At 62.5% G+C, this 18,091-nt stretch carries 20 protein-coding genes and 1 pseudogene; 11 read left to right on the top strand and 10 right to left on the bottom strand.

From position 1 onward, the window contains the following. Positions 1-104: 104 nt before the first annotated feature. The 6 genes from BerOc1_RS14715 to BerOc1_RS14690 are packed head-to-tail and all read right to left on the bottom strand — an operon-like array spanning position 105 to position 4,605. A complete protein-coding gene (locus tag BerOc1_RS14715; protein WP_071546412.1) occupies positions 105-719 on the bottom strand; it encodes a DUF3164 family protein in 615 nt (204 codons plus the stop codon). Between the two features lie 8 nt (positions 720-727). After that, a complete protein-coding gene (locus BerOc1_RS14710; protein WP_071546411.1) occupies positions 728-940 on the bottom strand; it encodes a hypothetical protein in 213 nt (70 codons plus the stop codon). Next, complete coding sequence (locus BerOc1_RS14705) at positions 937-1,557, bottom strand: hypothetical protein (protein ID WP_071546410.1); 621 nt, start codon at positions 1,555-1,557, stop codon at positions 937-939. Before BerOc1_RS14705 ends, BerOc1_RS14710 begins: the two co-directional genes overlap by 4 nt. Positions 1,558-1,559: 2 nt before the next feature. After that, positions 1,560-2,252 (bottom strand): AAA family ATPase, encoded by a 693-nt coding sequence (locus tag BerOc1_RS14700; protein ID WP_071546409.1) that lies wholly within the window; start codon positions 2,250-2,252, stop codon positions 1,560-1,562. 3 nt (positions 2,253-2,255) lie between these two features. Then, complete coding sequence (locus tag BerOc1_RS14695) at positions 2,256-4,298, bottom strand: DNA-binding domain-containing protein (protein WP_165610826.1); 2,043 nt, start codon at positions 4,296-4,298, stop codon at positions 2,256-2,258. 58 nt (positions 4,299-4,356) lie between these two features. Beyond that, positions 4,357-4,605, bottom strand: coding sequence for a hypothetical protein (locus BerOc1_RS14690; RefSeq protein WP_242653018.1), 249 nt, complete (start codon positions 4,603-4,605; stop codon positions 4,357-4,359). A 317-nt stretch (positions 4,606-4,922) separates the two neighbouring features. On the opposite strand from BerOc1_RS14690, the pseudogene BerOc1_RS19435 reads away from it, so the two are divergent. Then, positions 4,923-5,102: pseudogene (locus BerOc1_RS19435) on the top strand (helix-turn-helix domain-containing protein); the annotation flags it as partial. Positions 5,103-5,177: 75 nt separating this feature from the next. Further along, positions 5,178-5,585, top strand: a complete 408-nt coding sequence (locus BerOc1_RS19325) for a S24 family peptidase (protein WP_242653058.1) — start codon at positions 5,178-5,180, stop codon at positions 5,583-5,585. A gap of 292 nt (positions 5,586-5,877) precedes the next feature. On the opposite strand, the gene BerOc1_RS14680 is transcribed toward BerOc1_RS19325, so the two are convergent. Next, complete coding sequence (locus BerOc1_RS14680) at positions 5,878-7,596, bottom strand: nickel-dependent hydrogenase large subunit (protein WP_071546406.1); 1,719 nt, start codon at positions 7,594-7,596, stop codon at positions 5,878-5,880. Positions 7,597-7,663: 67 nt separating this feature from the next. After that, positions 7,664-8,650 carry a hydrogenase small subunit gene (locus tag BerOc1_RS14675; RefSeq protein ID WP_071546405.1) on the bottom strand — a complete coding sequence of 329 codons (987 nt, stop codon included), beginning with the start codon at positions 8,648-8,650 and terminating at the stop codon, positions 7,664-7,666. Between the two features lie 489 nt (positions 8,651-9,139). Between BerOc1_RS14675 and BerOc1_RS14670 the strand changes: the two genes are divergently transcribed. From BerOc1_RS14670 to BerOc1_RS14655, 4 genes are read left to right on the top strand one after another with little or no spacing between them, the layout of a single operon-like run. Then, the gene (locus BerOc1_RS14670; protein WP_071546404.1) at positions 9,140-9,439 is read left to right on the top strand and encodes an MTH1187 family thiamine-binding protein; all 300 of its coding nucleotides are present in this window, start codon (positions 9,140-9,142) and stop codon (positions 9,437-9,439) included. Between the two features lie 13 nt (positions 9,440-9,452). Further along, complete coding sequence (locus tag BerOc1_RS14665) at positions 9,453-11,417, top strand: GGDEF domain-containing protein (protein ID WP_071546403.1); 1,965 nt, start codon at positions 9,453-9,455, stop codon at positions 11,415-11,417. A 55-nt stretch (positions 11,418-11,472) separates the two neighbouring features. Next, positions 11,473-12,120 (top strand): Crp/Fnr family transcriptional regulator, encoded by a 648-nt coding sequence (locus BerOc1_RS14660; protein ID WP_242653056.1) that lies wholly within the window; start codon positions 11,473-11,475, stop codon positions 12,118-12,120. A gap of 5 nt (positions 12,121-12,125) precedes the next feature. After that, a complete protein-coding gene (locus tag BerOc1_RS14655; protein ID WP_071546401.1) occupies positions 12,126-12,662 on the top strand; it encodes a GNAT family N-acetyltransferase in 537 nt (178 codons plus the stop codon). Here the strand turns inward: BerOc1_RS14655 and BerOc1_RS14650 are convergent. Both BerOc1_RS14650 and BerOc1_RS14645 read right to left on the bottom strand, forming a co-directional pair. Next, on the bottom strand, positions 12,659-13,405 hold the full coding sequence (locus BerOc1_RS14650) for a UPF0280 family protein (RefSeq protein WP_071546400.1): 747 nt from the start codon (positions 13,403-13,405) through the stop codon (positions 12,659-12,661). The two genes, BerOc1_RS14655 and BerOc1_RS14650, sit on opposite strands and share 4 nt — an antisense overlap. 186 nt (positions 13,406-13,591) lie before the next feature. Beyond that, on the bottom strand, positions 13,592-14,245 hold the full coding sequence (locus tag BerOc1_RS14645) for a lactate utilization protein (RefSeq protein WP_071546399.1): 654 nt from the start codon (positions 14,243-14,245) through the stop codon (positions 13,592-13,594). A 229-nt stretch (positions 14,246-14,474) separates the two neighbouring features. Between BerOc1_RS14645 and rpmH the strand changes: the two genes are divergently transcribed. From rpmH to BerOc1_RS14620, 5 genes are read left to right on the top strand one after another with little or no spacing between them, the layout of a single operon-like run. Further along, on the top strand, positions 14,475-14,609 hold the full coding sequence (gene rpmH, locus BerOc1_RS14640) for a 50S ribosomal protein L34 (RefSeq protein WP_071546398.1): 135 nt from the start codon (positions 14,475-14,477) through the stop codon (positions 14,607-14,609). Next, positions 14,597-14,968 (top strand): ribonuclease P protein component, encoded by a 372-nt coding sequence (rnpA, locus tag BerOc1_RS14635; protein ID WP_071546397.1) that lies wholly within the window; start codon positions 14,597-14,599, stop codon positions 14,966-14,968. Before rpmH ends, rnpA begins: the two co-directional genes overlap by 13 nt. Positions 14,969-14,975: 7 nt before the next feature. Further along, complete coding sequence (gene yidD, locus BerOc1_RS14630; protein ID WP_071546396.1) at positions 14,976-15,257, top strand: membrane protein insertion efficiency factor YidD; 282 nt, start codon at positions 14,976-14,978, stop codon at positions 15,255-15,257. Next, on the top strand, positions 15,227-16,894 hold the full coding sequence (yidC, locus tag BerOc1_RS14625; protein WP_071546395.1) for a membrane protein insertase YidC: 1,668 nt from the start codon (positions 15,227-15,229) through the stop codon (positions 16,892-16,894). The genes yidD and yidC overlap by 31 nt, the downstream gene beginning before the upstream one ends. A 45-nt stretch (positions 16,895-16,939) precedes the next feature. Then, positions 16,940-18,013 carry a Jag family protein gene (locus tag BerOc1_RS14620; protein ID WP_071546394.1) on the top strand — a complete coding sequence of 358 codons (1,074 nt, stop codon included), beginning with the start codon at positions 16,940-16,942 and terminating at the stop codon, positions 18,011-18,013. Positions 18,014-18,091: the final 78 nt, after the last annotated feature.

Here is an 18,091-nt window from a genome sequence, read left to right as displayed (position 1 = left end):
ACGCCGCACCGCGCGCAGGCCGTGGCCTTGATCGTTTCCATGATTCGCCTTTCGCCGTCCCGTTCCTCGAGCGCCTCCCGTATGCGCCGAGCCTGACTATCCTGTCAGGCCGCGGCGATGTTGAGGGGCAGGGGTTTATATTCGCCGCTCTCGTCCCGTTCGTAGATGCGGACGTACTCCTTGCTGTCGATGACGCGGACGCTGTCCTTGATGGCCGCCATGGCCCTGCGCCAGCGGTCGTCGTCGATTTCCAGGCGGAGCAGGTCGAGGATGCGGTAGACGCTGATCCTGCCCTCGGCGTCCGCCTGGAAGGCCTTTTCGACGATGGTGCGCAGGTTGGGGTTGGCGCCATGCGTCCATTCCGCCATGCACTCGTTGATGAGCACCTCGGCGGCGACCAGTTCCTCGCCGAACTTGATCCGGTCCTGGATGTTGATCGTGATCTTGATGGTCCCGTCGAACGTGGAGAGGACGCGATTGCCCTTCCTGCCCCGCAGCTTGACCCCGTACTTCTCGGCCACGAGGGCCAGATGGGTGCGGATGTCGTCCAGGGCGTTTCGCTTGAACGTTGCCAGTTCCTCGTTGATGCGCCGGGCATCGGCGTAAAGCTCCCGGACGACCTCGTCCGCGAGCTTGTCGGATTCCCGGACGTTCCCGGGTGCGACAAGGTTGCCTTTGGCGTCTTTCCAAAAGCCGTTCGGGGTGATGTTGCCTTCCATGATATCTCCTAGCGGATGATGGTTTGTTCGAGGCCGTTGACGCGCATGGCCCCGTCAGCCACGGCGGACGCGATGCTGTTCGCCTCCACGCGGTCCTCGCCGGCGAGCCTGTCGGCCAGGATGCGGATGCGGGCCGCGCAGTTCATGATGTCTCCGCTGATCGCGCCGTCGCCCCTGACGATCCAGCCGTTATCCTTGTTGGTACGTGCGGTTTGGCTCATCGAAAGCCTCCTTTTTCGGTTCTGGTGTCAAAACGTTCCAAGATGGCCCTGCACTCTCTGACCACAACCTGCCGGGCCGGGTCGGAATACAGGTCTTCTTCAAAAAATACGCGGGCAAGCCGGGACATGGCGGCACGTTCATCGGCAAAGGGATCGCGGCGAGCAACGGGCGGATACGGCGTCTCACGCCGGTCGCGCCCCAAAGCGGTCGTGGAGTAAAGAAGGCTCGCCCCCCTCTTGCCGTTGCGCCGGACAAGCCCGAGTGAAAGCAAAAGCTTGAGGTACCTGCCGACCGATGGCGCATCCACATGCGACACGGCGGCGATCTCGGCGATGCCGAAAGTCCCGGTCGATGCCCGGACGGCACGCCACATGCGAATATGGCCTTCGCCCCGCTGCCGGGCAGCTCCGGGGTTGTAAGTGTAATGGCCGGGCCTGATGCGGGTCAGCTCGCTCCGGCGCGCCATGACGTCGAGCTGGCGGCGCACACGGGCCTTCTCGGACTCGGTTTCCAGGGCCATGGCCTGGAACACGAGGACGTTGCTGATTTCGTGTTTGCCGCCCTCGCTCAGGCCGAGGAGCACGCCGCGCAGTTTGTCCATGTCGGAAGGCGCCATCGTTAGGTCCTCCCGATGCGCAGGGCCTCAACGGCCCTGGCGTCGATGGCCTTGGTGTTTTGCGCCCTGGCGTAGTCCTCGAGGCGCAGGATGTAGCCGTAGACCACGCGGAAGCTGCCCTTGGCCAACAGGGCCAGCTTGTGGCTGGCCTCCGGCGAGATTTCCAGGGCGGCGGCCCGCATGGCGAAAAGCATCACGTCGTCGGCCTTGACGGGCTCGAAGTTCACCACGTCCACCACCCGGGAGTGCACGCGCTTGCGGGCATGGAGCTTCGGGTGGAATCCTTCCTCGCCGATCAGGATCACGGGGCAGCCCGTCATGTCGTGAATGTCCCGCAGATCCTCGATCCGGAGCATGAGGAGGCGGTCGGCCTCGTCGACGATGATCGGTTGCGGCGTTTCGGCCAGGGCCTCCATGATGCGGCTCCGGCACCGGCCGGTGTTGTTGGGCCGTTCGCCGGTGAGTTCAAAGGTCAGCGCCTGCAAAAAACCGAACTGGCTCCAGCCTTCGAGCACGCGCAGGAAGATGCCGCCGTTCACGGCGTGCCATTCCCTGGCCGCCATGGTCTTGCCGCGCCCGGCCTCGCCCTGGACAACGCCGATGCCGGGGCGGCCCCGCTCAGTATCGCTCAGGGCGCTCAAGGATTTGCGCAGCTTCGCCACGTTGCCGGTTTCTATGAAAATGTCTTGCCGCATGTATTACCTCGCTATGTTCTGTTGCCGGTAGAATTGCCTCAGTTGATCAAAACGTGCGCCCGTGGCGGTCTCGTACTCCCTGGAGGCCTCGTAGGCGGTCATGAAAGATTGGTATTCGCTCGGGAGTTCGTGGCCGTTCCTGACGGCTTGTTCGAAGCACCACTCGTACTTCTCCAACTCGGAGGCGAAGAAGTCCGGGATTTCCAGGGCGGACGAGGGAAGGCGCCTGACCTTGGCCCGGAGGGCTTCCAGACGCTCTCTTTCGGCGTCGTCCAGGGCGGGGTCGGCCTGGGCCTTCTTGGACTTGGGCACGGCCTTGAGCGGGGCACGCTCCTGCTTCATCCACGGCAGGGATTGGAGGCCGTTTTCGCCGATCTCCGCGTCGAACGCCTTCACGATCTTCATGGTGGCGGACTTGAGCTGGCGCTGGCGCTTGTTGGCTTCCCGCACCTTGAGGAGATCAAGCTCGTCGCCGAACATGCGGGCGAGCGGATGGAGGGCCTCCACGGGCCGGGCCGTGCCGATGCGTTCGCCGTCGAGGGTGTGCAGGTACACCTCGGCCATGTCGGACCAGCGGTACATGGCCATGAGCGGCTTATTCAGGCCGTACAGCGCGTCGGACTCAAACCGGACATTGCCGATGGTGAATCCGCACCGCTTGGGGTGGATTTTCTGCCGGAAGAGGAAGTGGCGGTCCAATTCAGTGAGGTCCACGCCGTCACCCAAACCGGCGTGCAGGACATCCAGGGGACGCTGTCCGCCGAGTTCGCCATGGGCCTGTCGGCCGTACCACCCGACATACAGCCTAAAGATTTCGGAGGCCTCGCGCAGGGTGGGCACCCATTCATTGTGCGCCGCCTCGTGATATTGCTCGTTCCGCTTCATCCAGGCGGGCTTGTTGTCTATACAGTTGCCCACATAGCTCGGCAGAAGCCGTTCGCACTGCGAATCGAAGGTGCGGAAAAAGCGCTCGACGATTTTGGTCCGGGCCTCGTAGGGGCGGCTGTACTGCACCGCGATGCCAAGCCGGGCATACAGGCCGTTGAGTTCCTCGAAATCGGCGTCCACGCCGCTGAAATACTTGGCGCGGAAGGCCTTGCCGTTGTCGATGTAGACGCAACGCGGATACCGGGCGAGGGTCCCGATGGCCATGTGCAGCGCGGAGCTGATGGCCACGGTATTTTCCGAGGGCATGATCTCCCAGCCCACCGGCATGCGGGACCGCCAGTCGTACCAGCAGATGAGCGTCGGACGAAACGGCTTGCCCGTTGTCGGGTGGATGCACTGGAAGTTGAGGACCTTGCCGTCACAAAAGAGGACGTCCCCGACAGACAGCAGCTTGTCATTGCGGGCGATGTACGGCCCAACCTTGTCCTTGAGCGCCTTCTCGCCTTCCTGCTTGAGGACGACCAGGTCGTGGTGATCCTCGTCGAAACGCCGGGCGAAGCGGACGACGGAGCGGTAGCTCGGCACCTTGATTTCGTGCTTGGCGAAAATGCCTTTCATGGTCTCATAGGCCAGGGCGATGCTCGGCCTGTTGGGCGTCAGCCAGCAACCGAGGAACACCTTTTCGGCTTCCGGCCCGAGTTGCCCCAGCCCCTTCCTGCCGCCTTTCGACCACCTGCCGCGCCGGTCGCACAGGATGCGGTAATCCTCGGCGTTGTCGCGCAGCCTCTTGTCCCAGCGGTAGAGCGTCTTGTCCGACACGTCGCCGAGGAGTTCATGCTCCTTGACGAGCATCTGCCCGGCGTTGATCCCAAGGAGAAAGGCCTCGGTCGCCCGTCCCTTGGGGGACTTGCTCTTCCCGACGAACTGCCGCCATTCGCTGACCAGCCGGAAACGGGCCATGCCCACCTGGTGCGCCCAGTCGGGTATGACCACATCCTGGGCGGGCAGTGCCGGAGTGCCGGAGCTCGCCTCATGCAGGGTTATCGCGGCCCGCACGTCTTCCGGGAGGCCGGTGACGATCCACTCCCTGCCGCCGCCGCGGCCCCGGCGGGCCTTGGATTGCCAGGATTCGCGCCTGGAGCGGCGGGAGACCGTCATGGCCGTTGTCCCCAAAATGGCAACAAGCTCTTTTGTCGTGTATGACTCTTTCATAGCTTTACGCTTTCATGTCCGTGGGCAGGGCCAACGCATGAACCGGGCACCCTTCATCCCGCAGATAGGCCAGCACGCGCCGGTTGTTCGCGCTGCCGAAGATCGTCCGGGAAACCACGGACTGGCTGATGCCCACCCTGTCGCGTATGTCGCCCTGGGTCAGCCCCCGCGCGAACATCCATTCCTTGATCGCAAAGGGCTTTCGGTCACGGCCGGCTCCAATCCCGGCAAGCACGTTCGTGCTCATGGTCATAGCTTCAACTCCAATGGCTTCTTGCGCCCCCTCCCCGCCTCGCATCCGTCCGGATCGCGTCGGCATGGTCGAGCAGTTTCTTGTTAGGTCGAATGTTGACCCCGTGGACGGCGTCATCTAAAGTGCATTTGGTAAATAGTATTTTTTATGACTGCCCACGGCCTCTAGTAACCACGATACTGATCATATTGCAACCACTTTTTTGCGTTAAAGTTCAGAATCGTAGTAATTAGAGTATTTGCAATCATATCAGTGTATTATCGATTGCCCGTGGTGTTAATGTTAGCGTTAACCTTTTGTCATGGGACTTTAACACTATGAGTATTGGTCAAAGGATTAAAGATCTTCGCGGGAAAATGTCCCAGAAGGAGTACGCGAACCAATTTGGTGTCGCCCTTAACACATTGAGAAACTACGAAAGTGGCGAAAGAACCCCGAGCGTAGATTTTCTATGTGCTCTGGCCGACTCAACCGGTGTGAGTATTCAGTGGCTTGTCACAGGCATTGAACCGTCGGGGCAGGACGAATCGGGAAAAGGCCCCCGCGTTTGCATGGATGGGACCGAGTTGGTCATGGTTCCGTTGGTTCAGGCCCGGTTGGCCGCGGGTTCCGGCTCGTTCGAATCCAGCGGCGAGGTCAACGGACGCTACGCCTTCCGCAACGAGTTCCTGAGCAGACGGGGGAATCCGGCGCAAATGGTTTTGATGCGCGTGGCGGGCGACAGCATGGAGCCCAAGATCGAGAACGACGACACCGTTCTGATCGACCAGAGTCAAAGGGAACCGCGCCCCGGTCAGGTCTACGCCATCGGGGTGGAAGACATGGTTTACCTGAAGATGATCGACACGCTGCCGGGCAAAATGCTGCTCAAGAGCTACAACCCGGCCTATCCTCCCATAGAGGTGGACATCGAGGGGGACCTGGTACACGGCGTGCGCATCATCGGCCACGTCGTCTGGGTCGGCCGAGAACTGCCCTAGCCCTGGCCAAAACGAACAGCCGCGTTTGGACGGACTCCTTCTCAGGTTGTCTGTCAAAACGCGGCTGTTCGTTTGAGTTCTCTCTCAAGTTGGAAAGACGCCCCCGTCAAACCAAGAATTCCCGGGAATCCCGCGCCCGTCCTTCATTCGTCCCATATTCGCCCGGATTCCCCGGCACCCTCTGCCTTCTCATCTTGGCTGTCCCCCTATAGCCGCCACAGGCACCAGCGCGAAAAAAAGAGGCCCGGCAAAAGCCGGGCCTCTGTTTTTTAGCGCGTCAGCGCCTGCACTCTTACAAGACGCGGAACTTTTTGACGTTGCCGGTCTTGTTGTCGATGACGTGCACGCCGCAGGCGATGCAGGGGTCATAGGAGTGGACGGTACGCAGGATCTCGACCGGGCGTTCCGGATCGGCGATCGGGGTGTTGTCCAGCAGGGCCTCTTCAGTGGGGCCGGGCAGGTTGTTGTCGCAGCGGGGACCGAGGTTCCAGGTGGACGGGACCACGAGCTGGAAGTTGTCGATCTTGCCGCCCTTGATGTCGATCCAGTGGCTCAGGCCGCCGCGGGGAGCGTTGACGAAGCCGACGCCCTGCGCTTCGGCGGGCATGTCCCAATCCTTGCAGATGTCGAGGTTGCCCTTGGCGATATTCTCCTTCAGATCGTTGACCATGTCTTCGGTCTTCAGGCAGGTGATCAGGCACTCGATACCGCGGGCGCCGGTGCGGCCCAGGGTGGAGAAGAGGGCCTCGGGGCCGACTTCCAGTTTGCCGAGCACGAAGTTGACGTACTTGACGAACTCGGGATGGCCCAGACCGTAGTTGACCAGGCAGGTGGCCAGCGGGCCCACTTCGGTGGACTTGCCGTCGTAGCGGGGAGCCTTCATCCAGGAGTACTTCGCCTTGTCGTCCAGGCTGGTGTACATGGGATCGGTGACGCCGGCGTAAGGATGCTTCGGGGAACCGTCCTTGTACCAGGAGTGTTTGACGTGCTCTTCAATCTTGCTCGGATCAAAGGCCTGGACGTCGGTGATCTTGCGATCGAAGATGACGCCGGGCTTGATGTACCGGGAGTTCAGGTCGGCCTCGCCGCCCTGCGCCGGGTATTCGCCGAAGCTCATGAAGTTGGTGGTGCCGCCGATGGAGGCCCAATCCTTGTAGTAGCCGGCAACGGCGATGAGGTCCGGGATGTAGCAGTCGAGGATGAAGTCCTTGATGTCCGCGTACAGGGCCAGGAAGTCGTTGATGTACTTGTCGGTCAGACCCTCGTAGCAGGACACGCCGCCCATGACGGTGAACTGGGTGTGCGGGTTCTTGGCACCGAACACCGCCATGGCCCGGGCGGCCTTGACCTGCAGGTGCAGGGCGTTCAGGTAGTGGTTGGTGGCCAGCAGGTTGACCTCGGGCGGCAGCACGTAGGCCGGGTGTCCGCCGAGGAAGTAGGCGTTGGTGAAGATGCCCAGACGGCCGGAGTCGACGATGCTCTTGACGGTGTCCTTGGTCTTCTGAAGGTCTTCCTTGGAGGTGACGATCTTGGGATCGGGGCGCACGGTCTTGGCGACGGCGGCGGCGATTTCAGCGGTCTTGTTGACGTCGGCGGACAGACAGCCGGTGACGTCGACGAAGTCCAGGGCATGCAGGTGATAGAAATGCACGATGTGGTCGTGCATGAACTGGGCGGCCAGCACCAGGTTGCGGATGATGGTCGCGTTGTGGGGCAGTTCCTTGTCCACGCCGACGGCATTGTCGACGCAGCGGACGGAAGCGAGCGCGTGCACGTAGGTGCAGACGCCGCAGGAGCGCTGGGTGAAGTGCTGGGCATCGCGGGGATCACGGCCTTTCAGGATGATCTCCAGACCGCGGAACAGCTGGGAGCTGCTGCGGACGTCCACGATTTTGCCATCTTCGACCACGGCCTCGATGCGCAGGTGACCCTCGATCCTGGTGACCGGATCAACTACGACATCGTGTTTCCCATGCGCCATCGGGGCGGCTTTAGGGGAGCAACCAGACATATTGTATCCTCCTTAAGAATTCTGATTCTGTCTGCGTTAGTTGGACGAAACCCTTGCGGACCGCCGACTACATGTCGGTGAGGTCGGCGTAGAAGTAGGTTTCGCCATCCCAGTCGGCGCCGTCCCAGAAATCGGGCTGTGAGCAGCCGATGCAGGGGTGGCCGGACTGGACAGGCCAGTTGTACTGGTTGAACGTGACCTTGGGGCAGTTGTTGAAGGTCTCGGGACCGCGACAACCGAGCTTACGCAGACACCAGCCCTTGCGGGCTTCTTCGGAACCGAAGGAAGGCGCGAATTCGTCCATGTCGAAATGCTCCTGCCTCGGGCAGTTGTCGTGCACCGTCTCGCCGAAGAAGAGGGTCGGACGCCCGACGTCGTCGAGATCGGGCATGCCCTTGGTCAGGAAGTGCACGATGGTGCCGACCAGGTTGTAGGGGTTGGGCGGACAGCCGGGCACGTTGATGAACGCCTTGCCCGGGAACAGCTCGCCGACGCCCTTGGCCGCGGTCGGGTTCGGAGCGGCCTTCTGCACGCCGCCGTAGGAAGCGCAGGTACCGTACGTGATCGTGGCGCTGGCGGCGTTGACGACCTTGGTGGTGGTCTCCAGCATGGTGTGGCCGCCGACCTTGCCGTACGCGCCCGCCTCGTTGGCGGTGCCGGCCGGAGCGGTCGGGACGCCGCCCTCGATGACGGCCACGAAGTTGCCGGCGTTGACCGTATCCCACAGAGCCTTCTCTGCGGCATGACCCGCCGCCGCCATGATGGTCTCATGGTAGTTCAGCGAGATGTAGTCCAGGATGAGGGCGTCGATGTAGGGCTCGACGGTCCTCAGGATGGATTCGGAACAACCGGTACATTCTGCGTTGTGCAGCCAAATGACGTCGGGCCTGTTGTCAGCTGTGAGGGCTTCGGCGACTTTCGGGGCGAAAGCCGGACCCATGCCCATCACTGCGGCCACGGTTCCGCAGAACTTCATGAAATCACGGCGAGAGACGCCGCGTTTTTCCAGCCGTTCCACGGCTCCTTCCTTGCCATGACCTACGGAAAATTTCATAGAACACCTCCGTAATAAAATGAGTCTGTTATGGCGGAGAACACCGTTATTCCCGTCATAACCGCCGGGCACAAGCCCGAACTCGGACCTAAACCGTCTCCTTGTCACGATTAACAAAAACGTGACACGAATAACATTCTTTTTCCGAGTTCGTGCTATAACCCCCCGGAAAAATTAATTAACAACGTCGTATCGCGCTTTACAAACAAAATCAATAGGCAACTTCAAAAAACTTTCAAGCGAATCGGCACGCTAGGCGAATTGACGTGAACACGTAATAGAAATTACGGAATGCCCTGCCCACGGGCATCGGCGGTCCCTTTTGGGCCCGATCAAGGGCTCCACCGCTTCGTATTTTCCCTGCCCGAAGCGGCCCGTTCCGGACGCAGACAAGCGCCGTCACAAACAATAATTGATACATTCTTCCACTCGGCCTAAAATTCGGCTAAAACAGGAGACGAATCAGCAATCCCGAGGAGGATCCCAGCAATGGCCGTCATCGTCGATCTTTCCATTTTCCCCCTGGACAAGGGCGGCTCCGGCCTGAGCGCCTACGTCTCGCGCGCCCTGAACGTGATCAAGGAATCCGGCCTGAAATATCGCCTCTGCCCCATGGGCACCAGCATCGAAGGCGAATGGGACGAGGTCATGGCGGTGGTTGACGCCTGCTACCGCGAACTGGAAAAGGATTCCGACCGGTTGTACATGACCCTCAAGGTGGACGCCCGCAAGGGACGCCGCGACGGCATGAGCCAGAAGCTCCACAGCGTGGAGAGCAAGCTGGCCTGAGGGCCGACCGCTCATGGCCGCGCCCCCGGAGAAACAGGCCGAAAAGGCCGCCGAGCACCTCCCCCGGCAGCCCGGGGGGATCAATCCCCGGTCCCTGATCTTCAAGTTCCTGGTGCGCATCCTGCCGCCCCTGCTGGTGGGCATCCTGCTGCTCATGCTCGTGCTCGCCCACTACGCCCGGCGCGACATCATGGACAAGATCGACACCGACGTCGGAATCTTCGCCACGGCCACCACCCGCGTGCTGGACGGCCTGTTGTGGAACTACCAGACCGAGGAGATGGTCAGCGCCCTGGCCACCATATCGAGCAACCCGGCCATGCTCGGGGCCGAGATCTACGACCAGAAAGGCGACCTCTTCCTGTCCTACGGCATCACGCCCGAAGACCGCGTGAGCGGACTCAAGACCCTGTGGCGTGACATCTACCGGCGCATGCCCGACGGCAGCCGCGTGGACATGGGCAGGCTGGCCATCCACTACACGTATACCTTTGCCGAGAAGCGGTTCCGGCAGCACTTCCTGTTGCAGATGTTTCAGTTCCTGCTGATCATCGCCGTCACCTTGAGCGGCGCGGTCTACGCCTTCAGCCGGACCGTGAGCCGCCCGCTCAAGGCGTTGCTCGCGGCCATCCGGACCACCGGGGAGACCGGCCGCTGGACCGAGGCGGACTGGCGCAGCGACGACGAGATCGGCGAGGTCATCGACGCCCACAACCGCATGCTCAGGCACATCGCGGGCAAGGAGGCGGCCCTGGCCGACAGCGAGAAGCGCTACCGCCAGCTCTTCGAGAACGCCTTGGTCGGCATCTTCCTCATCAGCCCCGAGGGGATCGTCGTCGAGGCCAACCGGAACGCGGCCAACATCATGGGCTACGAGTCCTCCGAGCAGATGGACAAGCTGAACGTCCTGCAACACTACGTCCACCGGGAAGACCGGGACCGCCTGTGGGAAACCCTGAAAAAAGACGGGGAGATCACCCGCTTCCGCATCGAGCAGATCAGGACGGACGGCTCGCGCATCTGGACCGAAGTCTCGGGACGGCTGACCCCCGACGGATTCTTCAACGGCATCCTGCAGGACGTCACCGACCTGGTGGAGGCGGCCCAGGTCATGAAGGAACGCGACGAGCTGCACCGCGCCTTCTTCGAGGAGAACAAGGCGGTCATGCTCCTGCACGACCCCCTGGACTCGTCCATCCAGTTCGTCAATCCGGCGGCCTGCCAGTACTACGGCTACAGCAACGAGGAAATGACCTCCATGACCATCCGCCAGCTGGACTGCATGACCGACGAGGAGCTGTACGAGGAGCTCAAGGAGGCGGCCAGGGAGCGGCGCGGCTATTTCAAGCAGGTGCACACCCTCAAGGACGGCACCCGGCGCGACGTGGAGGTCTTCACCGGGCCGGTCTCGCTGGGCCACCGCCAGCTCCACTACTCCATCGTCCACGACGTGACCGAGAAACGGCGGCTGGAGGCGCGGCTGCAGCGCATGGCCACCCGCGACCAGCTGACCGGGGCTCACAACCGCCACGCCTTTTTCCAGCGGGCCAAGAGCGAACTGGCCCGGGCCAAGCGGTTCGGCCATTCCCTGGCCGTGCTCATGTTCGATCTCGACCACTTCAAGGAGGTCAACGACTCATACGGCCACGCCATCGGGGACGAGGTCCTGCGCACCTTCGCCCTACGCTGCCGGGCCGGTTTCCGGCAGAGCGACGTGTTCGCCCGCATGGGCGGGGAGGAGTTCGCCGCCCTGCTGGTGGAGACCAGCGCCGAGCGGGCCGCGGAGGCGGCCGAGCGCTTCCGGCAGATGGCCGCGTCCAGGCCCATCCCCACCGACGCCGGGGACCTGACCGTGACCGTGTCCATCGGGGTGGCCTCCCTGGACGACGAGGATTCCATCAACGACCTGCTCAAGCGGGCGGACGAGGCCCTGTACAAGGCCAAGCAGTCGGGCCGCAACTCGGTGGTCCGGCTGTGACCGCCCCCGGGCATGAACCCTGCACAGGAGCTTAGAGAGGAGTACCCCCGTGGCCATGATCACCCAGCAGAACGTCCAGTTGAAGCAGGTCTCGCGCGGAAACTACCTGATGCGCAACGTGCTCAAGTACAACATGGTCTTCAACGAGGGCAGCAAAGGCGACGCCGCGTACATCCTGACCGAGGGCAAGATCGAGATCTCCGGGACCGTGGAGGGCCGCAAGAAGGTCTTCGCCATCCTCAAGCCCATCTCCATATTCGGCGAAATGGCCCTGTTCCTGGAGGACGGCGTGCGCACGGCCACGGCCATCGCCCTGGAGGACTCCAAGGTCATCGTGGTCACCCGCGACGACCTGGACGAGTTCATGCGCAAGTCCCCCAAGGTCATCGCCTCGATCATCACCGTCCTGGTGGGCCGCCTCAAATCCACCACGCGCAAGGCCATGAAGGTCCCGTCCGTGGGGCTGGGCGTGGTCCGCATCCTTGACCTCTTCTCCGCCTGCGGTAAGCTCGAACTGAAATACGACCCCACAATCAAGACCCTGGCCGAGACTTTCGTGACCACCCCGGACCGGATCGAACGGTACGTGCGGGAGTTGGCCGACCAGGATCTCCTGGCCGTTGGCCGCGACGTGAACGACACCCGAATCATCCGCATCCGCGAGCGGGACATGCTCGCCGCGGTCATGCAACAGCAGGAGTAGGCCACGTGAACGATTTTCTGGGCATCGAACTGAGCACCGAACGCTGTCGGCTGCGCCCCTGGCGGATGGAGGACATCCCCCTGATCCCGCCCGTGGCGAACACCAGAGACATCTCCTGGAACACCTCCTTCCTGTTCCCCCACCCCTTTGACGAGGCGGCGGCGGAACGGATGGTCTACTGGGCGCGGAAAGGCGCGGGCGAGGACAAGTGGCAGTTCGCGGTCCTGGTCGACGGGGAGCTGGTGGGCAGCTGCGGGACCATCCGGGGCACGGACGTGGAGGCGCACACCGCCCGGGTGGGCTACTGGCTCGGCCCGGCTCACTGGGGCAAGGGGCTGGCCACCGAGATGGTGGCCGAACTGGTCCGGTACATGCGCGACCATACGCCCATCGAACAACTCACGGCCAGCTGTTTCGGCTGGAACCCGGCCTCGCGGCGGGTGCTGGAAAAGACCGGCTTCAGGCAGGAGGGACTGCGCCGGGGCGTGGTCCGCAAGTGGGGGAAGCTGACCGACCTGTGGATTTACGGCCTGCTGCTCTAGTCCAGGGCCACCAGTTCCAGGTCGCCCCAGGCGGCCACCTTGGCGTCGTACTGGGCGAAGACCCCGTCCAGCCCGTGGGGAGCCAGTTCGCGGGCCCGCTTCAGCACCCTGTCCATATCCCTTTCCGAACCCAACAGATTGCCCAGGGCCGTGGCCGCGGCGTCGGCCAGCCTGGCGTCCCTGGCGCGCACGGCCACCAGGTCGCCGGAGCCGAGGCTCAATGAGTGGCCGATGGTCCCGCTGGACGCGCACAGGGCCACGGGAAAGGCGCCGGCCTCGATGCGCAGCCCCAGCGACGCCCCGGACCCGGGATCGGCCAGCAGGGCCACCACCCGCTCGCGCGTGGAGCGCAGATAGGTGTCCCCGCCGTTTTCCACCAGGATGTTCGGGCTGCGCGCGGCGAATTTATCGCCCACGGCCTGGGCCACCGCCCCGGCCACGGCGGCCATGGGCCCCACCCCGCACGACTCGGCGGCCGCCGCCATGGCCCGGACGACTTCGGGCGCGCCGTCCGGCACGGCCACGGGCACCAGGCTCTCGGCGAACTCCGGATGGAACAGGATCCAGTTCTTGATCTCGCCGCGCACCGTGGAGACGAAGGCGGCGATCTCGTCGCGCAGGTCGAGCTCGGCCACCACGAGCAGGTCGGTCTGCTCCACCCCCACCTGGAACCGGACCTCGCCCTCACGCGGACGGACCATGCGCCGGTATCCGCGCTCTGAGGAAAGATGTTTCCCGGTCATCGCCAGGCCCTCCAGAGCAGTGTTCCCAATACGGAACAGCATACGAACAGGTTTACGAACACCCTCTCCACATCAACCCCCGATACGCACAGACAACGCACAAACAATGAACACCTTTTCCACAGACAGCCCCGCGAAGCGGCGCAAAAAGTTTAGGAAGAGAGAGGGGATGGGCGGCCGCCCCCCCTAGAAGCCCTGGTCCTCGTTGATGAGGACGATCTTGATGCGTCCCTTGGGGAAGGACTTTTCGGTGATGGTCCAGGCGTTGCAGATGCGGTCCGGGGAGGCGCAGTCCATGCAGTAGCCGGTCTTGACGCAGGGGGTCTTCATGTTCAGGCGCATGGTGTTGACCGGGGCCACGTATTCCTTGATGCGCTCCATGGCCCGTTCCAGGTCGGGAACGACCTTGTTGCGGCCGACGAGCAGGACCACGTTGCGCGGACCGAAGGTGATGGCCCCGACGCGGTTGCCGATCATGTCGAGGTTGACCAGGTGGCCGTCCTCGGTCACGGCATTGGCGCTGGCGAAGAAACAGTCCACGAGCAGGGCCCGGCGGCGCAGCTCGTACTTCTCCTCGGCCGAGAGGGCCTTGTCCCAGGTGTCCAGGGCCTCGTAGTCCGGGTTGTCGCGCAGGTACTCATAAAGCCCGGACGCGGCCAGGGTGGCGGACCCGCCCCAGGACACGGTCTTGGGTTTTATCTCGGGGAGGATCTCGTTGACGACCAGGTCGCGCGCGCCGTCCAGCGAGTCGGCCATGCGCACGTCGAAGCCGTTTTTCTCGAGTTGTTCCGCCAGGTCGTTCAGATGCAGGTTCCAGTAGTTGTCCACAGGCTTGTCCATATGGCCTCCGATATATAATTCATTAATAGTGTGTTCTGCGGCAATTTGGAAAAGGGTCGATTTTTCACTCGCCAAGCAGTGAAAAAGCTTGTAGCAGAAAACCCGCCCGGCTGGAAGCGGACTCCTCGAAACCCGGGGAAAATACCGCTTGACGGGCTCAGGACCAACGGTTATATGCTTCCGTTCAACGCAACTTTCAGCAAATTTTACTCTTCAGGAGATCACAGATATGAAACGTACTTACCAGCCCAGCAAATGCCGTCGCAAGAGAACCCACGGTTTCCTGGTGCGTTCGCGCACCAAGAACGGTCGCAAAGTGCTTGCCCGCCGTCGTGCCAAAGGGCGTAAGAGATTAGCCGTCTAGCTTGGAACAAGGAGCGCCGGCTGCTCAGAAGCCCTGAGTTCACCGCTTGTTACGAGCAGGGCAAGAAGCATTTCACGAAGAGTTTCATCCTGTTCCTGCGCAAGCGCAGCACCCCTGACGGCGGCATACGCCTGGGGCTGACTGTCAGTAAGAAGATGGGGCACGCAGTGGCGCGCAACCGTATAAAGAGGGTGGTGCGCGAGTATTTCAGGCTGCATCAATTCGACTTTGATTTGCCTCTGGATATCGTCGTTGTTCCGAAGCGGAACCTTGAGGCCAAGCAGCTGACCCTCGCCCTCGCCACAGAAGAGTTTACCCCGCTTTTGAGCCGTCTGCGCTTGGAAGCGGCGGCCTCTTAGAGAGGAAATGATGCGCTCACTATTCCTGGCGCTCATTTGGTTTTACCAAAAACTCATCTCCCCCTTGCTGCCTCCGGCCTGCAGGTTCCATCCGACGTGCTCCGAGTACGCGAAGGAAGCCCTGTGCCGCCACGGGGCATTCAAGGGAAGCCTCCTTACGCTTTGGCGTCTCCTTCGTTGCCAGCCTCTATGCCGCGGGGGATTTGACCCCGTCCCGGCCGTTTGGCCCGATTCCAAAACCAAAGCGAGATTCACCCCATGGAGAAGAAGGAGCAAATCCGTCTTGTAATTGCCCTGGTCCTGAGCTTCATTGTCCTCTTCGGATGGCAATACATCACGGGTCCCTCGGCGGAACAAAAAGCGGAAATGGCCCGCAAGGCCGCCGAGGCCGAGCAGAAGACGGCCGCCCTCACCCAAAAAGCCCAAGACGCAGCCGTTGCCGCCACGGAAGCTGCTCCCGTTCCCGAATTCGTTCCCACCGACGGCGTGCCCGTCACGGTGGACACTCCGCTTTACACCGCCGTGTTCAACTCCCAGGGCGGCGTGCTCGAAAAGTTCATCCTCAAGAAGTACCGCGAGACCATTGATAGGGATTCCCCGTTCGTGGACCTGATCGGTGCCGACGCCTTTTCCAAGGGACCGCTCGGCTTGATCCTGACCCTGAACGACAAGGAATACCACACCTGGAAGCGCGGCAAGTGGGCCTTCACCGGTTCCGACCTGAACCTGGACCAGGGCGCGGGAACCAAGACCCTGACCTTCACCGGCCAGGTGGACGGCTACCACATCGAGCGGGTGCTGACTTTCCATGCCGATTCCTACCTCATCGACGAATCGGCCACGGTCACCAACCTGACCGGCACCGGCGCGGAAGGCGCCCTGTCCTTCACCGCCGCGGCCAAGTCCATGTCCGCCGAGGACGACCGCTACAACCAGACCCGCGTGGCCTACCTGACCAAGGACACCCGCAAGGAGCTGAGCGACCGCGACGACCTGCGCGAGGAAGGGTTGTCCGCCCCGGCCGACCTCAAGTGGGGGGCCATCGAGTCCAACTACTTCCTGTTCGCGGTCATGCCCAAGGCCGAGGACGCCTCCCTGTCCGCGGGCATGCAGGGCGACATCTTCCGCATGGCCGTGACCGACAAGACCACCTTCATGCCCAACGTGGCCAAGACCCTGCGGACCGCCTACTTCATCGGATCCACGGACCGCAAGATGCTGTCCGAGATGCCCAACGAACTGTCGGACGCGGTCAACTTCGGCTGGTTCGACTTCCTGGCCAAGCCGCTGCTGGTGGGCCTGAACTTCTTCTACGGCTTTATCGGCAACTACGGCGTGGCCATCATCATCCTGACCGTGATCATCAAGCTGATCTTCTGGCCCCTGTCCCAGAAGAGCTACGCGTCCATGGAAAAGATGAAGAAGCTCCAGCCCATGGTCGCCAAGCTGCGCGAGAAGTACGGCGACGACAAGCAGCGCCTCAACCAGGAGACCATGGCCCTGTACAAGACCTACAAGGTCAACCCCATGGGCGGCTGTCTGCCGATGGTCGTGCAGATTCCGGTTTTCTTCGGCCTGTACAAGGCCCTGCTCGGCGCGGTGGAACTGCGGCACGCCCCGTTCATCGCCCACCTGCCCTTCACCGACCTGCCCTGGTTGGCCGACCTGTCCGCCAAGGACCCGTACTACATCTCGCCGATCATCATGGGCGCGTCCATGTTCCTGCAGCAGCGGATGACCCCGAGCGCAGGCGACCCCACGCAGCAGAAGATCATGCTCTTCATGCCGCTGGTCTTCACTTTCATGTTCCTCCAGTTCCCGTCCGGTCTGGTCATCTACTGGCTCTTCAACAACCTCCTGTCCATCGGACAGCAGATGATGATCGCCAGGAAGACCAAGGCATCGGCCGCCGCGAGCAACGACTAACGCCACCGGGGGGCTTCATCACCCCGGCTAGAGAAGGATACGAGAATGAGTGACTTCAAGGAATTCCAGGGGAAGGACCTGGACGAAGCAATCGAAAGCGCCTGTGATTACTTCAATCTGCAGCGCGATCGGCTTGAAATAGAAATCCTGTCCGGAGGCTCTTCCGGCATCTTCGGCATCATGGGCGTGAAAAAGGCCAAGGTACAGGCCCGGCCCCGCGCCCAGGTAAACGCCTCCGACATCCTCAACGGCGAGGACAAGCCGGCCAAGCCCAAGCGCCAGGCCAAGCCCAAACGCGAGGCCAAGGCCCCTGCCCCCGCTGCCGAGGAAACCGTGGCGTTCACGGAACAGCCCGAGACCGCCGAGATCATCGAGGACGAGCCCAACGGCAACTTCATCCCGGTCGAGGAATACAACGACGTCAACGGCAACGTGGCCAAGCCCGAACCGGCCGACGACGCCCCGGCGCGCAAGCCCCGCGACAAAAAGCCCCGCCAGCCCAAGGGCGAAAAGAAGGGCCGCGAGCGCAAGCCGCGTGAACGCAAGCCGCGCGAATCCCGGGAGCCCCGGGAGCCGCGCGAACCCCGGGAACCGCGCGAGGAACGTCCGCGCACCGACATGTCCGAGTTCGATCCGGAACTCCTCGAGAACGCCGTTCGCGAGGTCATGGGCGAGCTGCTGACTCCCATCGTGGGCGAAACCGCCGTGGAGATCACCCTGGAATCCGACCGGGTCAAGGTCTTCATCGACGACGAGGAGAACTCCGGCCTGATCATCGGCCGAGAGGGACAGACTCTGTCCTCCATCCAGTACCTGGTCAACCGGCTGGTCTCCCGCAAGATGGAGGCCTCGGTGCGCATCCAGGTGGACACCGGCGACTACCGCGAACGCCAGGACGACAAGCTCAGGCAGATCGCCTGGCACCTGGCCGAGAAGGCGGACAGCCTGGGCCGGACCCAGTCCACCAAGCCCCTGTCCTCCTACCACCGCCGGGTCATCCACCTGGCCCTGCAGGACAACGAGACGGTCTTCACCCGCTCCAAAGGCGACGGTCCCATGAAGCGCGTGCTCATCGTCCCCAAGAGCCGCAAGAACGGCAACGGCCGCGCCCGCTACTAGGGCTGCGGCTCCCGAGAACGGCGCATTCGCACATTTTTCCAGGCACCCTTTCATTCTCACGTAGAAGGCTACGCCGCA

The sequence above is a fragment of the Pseudodesulfovibrio hydrargyri genome (genome assembly GCF_001874525.1).
GTDB classification, from domain to species: Bacteria; Desulfobacterota; Desulfovibrionia; order Desulfovibrionales; family Desulfovibrionaceae; genus Pseudodesulfovibrio; species Pseudodesulfovibrio hydrargyri.
The sequence above is the reverse complement of the archived record's forward strand: the minus strand, read 5'-3'. Positions and strand labels throughout refer to the sequence as shown.

What these genes read in the sequence shown, in the direction of transcription:
- BerOc1_RS14715 (WP_071546412.1), bottom strand. Translation starts at nt 719, where the DNA reads ATGGAAGGCAACATCACCCCGAACGGCTTTTGGAAAGACGCCAAAGGC.
- BerOc1_RS14710 (WP_071546411.1), bottom strand. Translation starts at nt 940, where the DNA reads ATGAGCCAAACCGCACGTACCAACAAGGATAACGGCTGGATCGTCAGG.
- BerOc1_RS14705 (WP_071546410.1), bottom strand. Translation starts at nt 1,557, where the DNA reads ATGGCGCCTTCCGACATGGACAAACTGCGCGGCGTGCTCCTCGGCCTG.
- BerOc1_RS14700 (WP_071546409.1), bottom strand. Translation starts at nt 2,252, where the DNA reads ATGCGGCAAGACATTTTCATAGAAACCGGCAACGTGGCGAAGCTGCGC.
- BerOc1_RS14695 (WP_165610826.1), bottom strand. Translation starts at nt 4,298, where the DNA reads ATGACGGTCTCCCGCCGCTCCAGGCGCGAATCCTGGCAATCCAAGGCC.
- BerOc1_RS14690 (WP_242653018.1), bottom strand. Translation starts at nt 4,605, where the DNA reads ATGACCATGAGCACGAACGTGCTTGCCGGGATTGGAGCCGGCCGTGAC.
- BerOc1_RS19325 (WP_242653058.1), top strand. Translation starts at nt 5,178, where the DNA reads ATGGTTCCGTTGGTTCAGGCCCGGTTGGCCGCGGGTTCCGGCTCGTTC.
- BerOc1_RS14680 (WP_071546406.1), bottom strand. Translation starts at nt 7,596, where the DNA reads ATGTCTGGTTGCTCCCCTAAAGCCGCCCCGATGGCGCATGGGAAACAC.
- BerOc1_RS14675 (WP_071546405.1), bottom strand. Translation starts at nt 8,650, where the DNA reads ATGAAATTTTCCGTAGGTCATGGCAAGGAAGGAGCCGTGGAACGGCTG.
- BerOc1_RS14670 (WP_071546404.1), top strand. Translation starts at nt 9,140, where the DNA reads ATGGCCGTCATCGTCGATCTTTCCATTTTCCCCCTGGACAAGGGCGGC.
- BerOc1_RS14665 (WP_071546403.1), top strand. Translation starts at nt 9,453, where the DNA reads ATGGCCGCGCCCCCGGAGAAACAGGCCGAAAAGGCCGCCGAGCACCTC.
- BerOc1_RS14660 (WP_242653056.1), top strand. Translation starts at nt 11,473, where the DNA reads ATGATCACCCAGCAGAACGTCCAGTTGAAGCAGGTCTCGCGCGGAAAC.
- BerOc1_RS14650 (WP_071546400.1), bottom strand. Translation starts at nt 13,405, where the DNA reads ATGACCGGGAAACATCTTTCCTCAGAGCGCGGATACCGGCGCATGGTC.
- BerOc1_RS14645 (WP_071546399.1), bottom strand. Translation starts at nt 14,245, where the DNA reads ATGGACAAGCCTGTGGACAACTACTGGAACCTGCATCTGAACGACCTG.
- rpmH (WP_071546398.1), top strand. Translation starts at nt 14,475, where the DNA reads ATGAAACGTACTTACCAGCCCAGCAAATGCCGTCGCAAGAGAACCCAC.
- yidD (WP_071546396.1), top strand. Translation starts at nt 14,976, where the DNA reads ATGATGCGCTCACTATTCCTGGCGCTCATTTGGTTTTACCAAAAACTC.
- yidC (WP_071546395.1), top strand. Translation starts at nt 15,227, where the DNA reads ATGGAGAAGAAGGAGCAAATCCGTCTTGTAATTGCCCTGGTCCTGAGC.
- BerOc1_RS14620 (WP_071546394.1), top strand. Translation starts at nt 16,940, where the DNA reads ATGAGTGACTTCAAGGAATTCCAGGGGAAGGACCTGGACGAAGCAATC.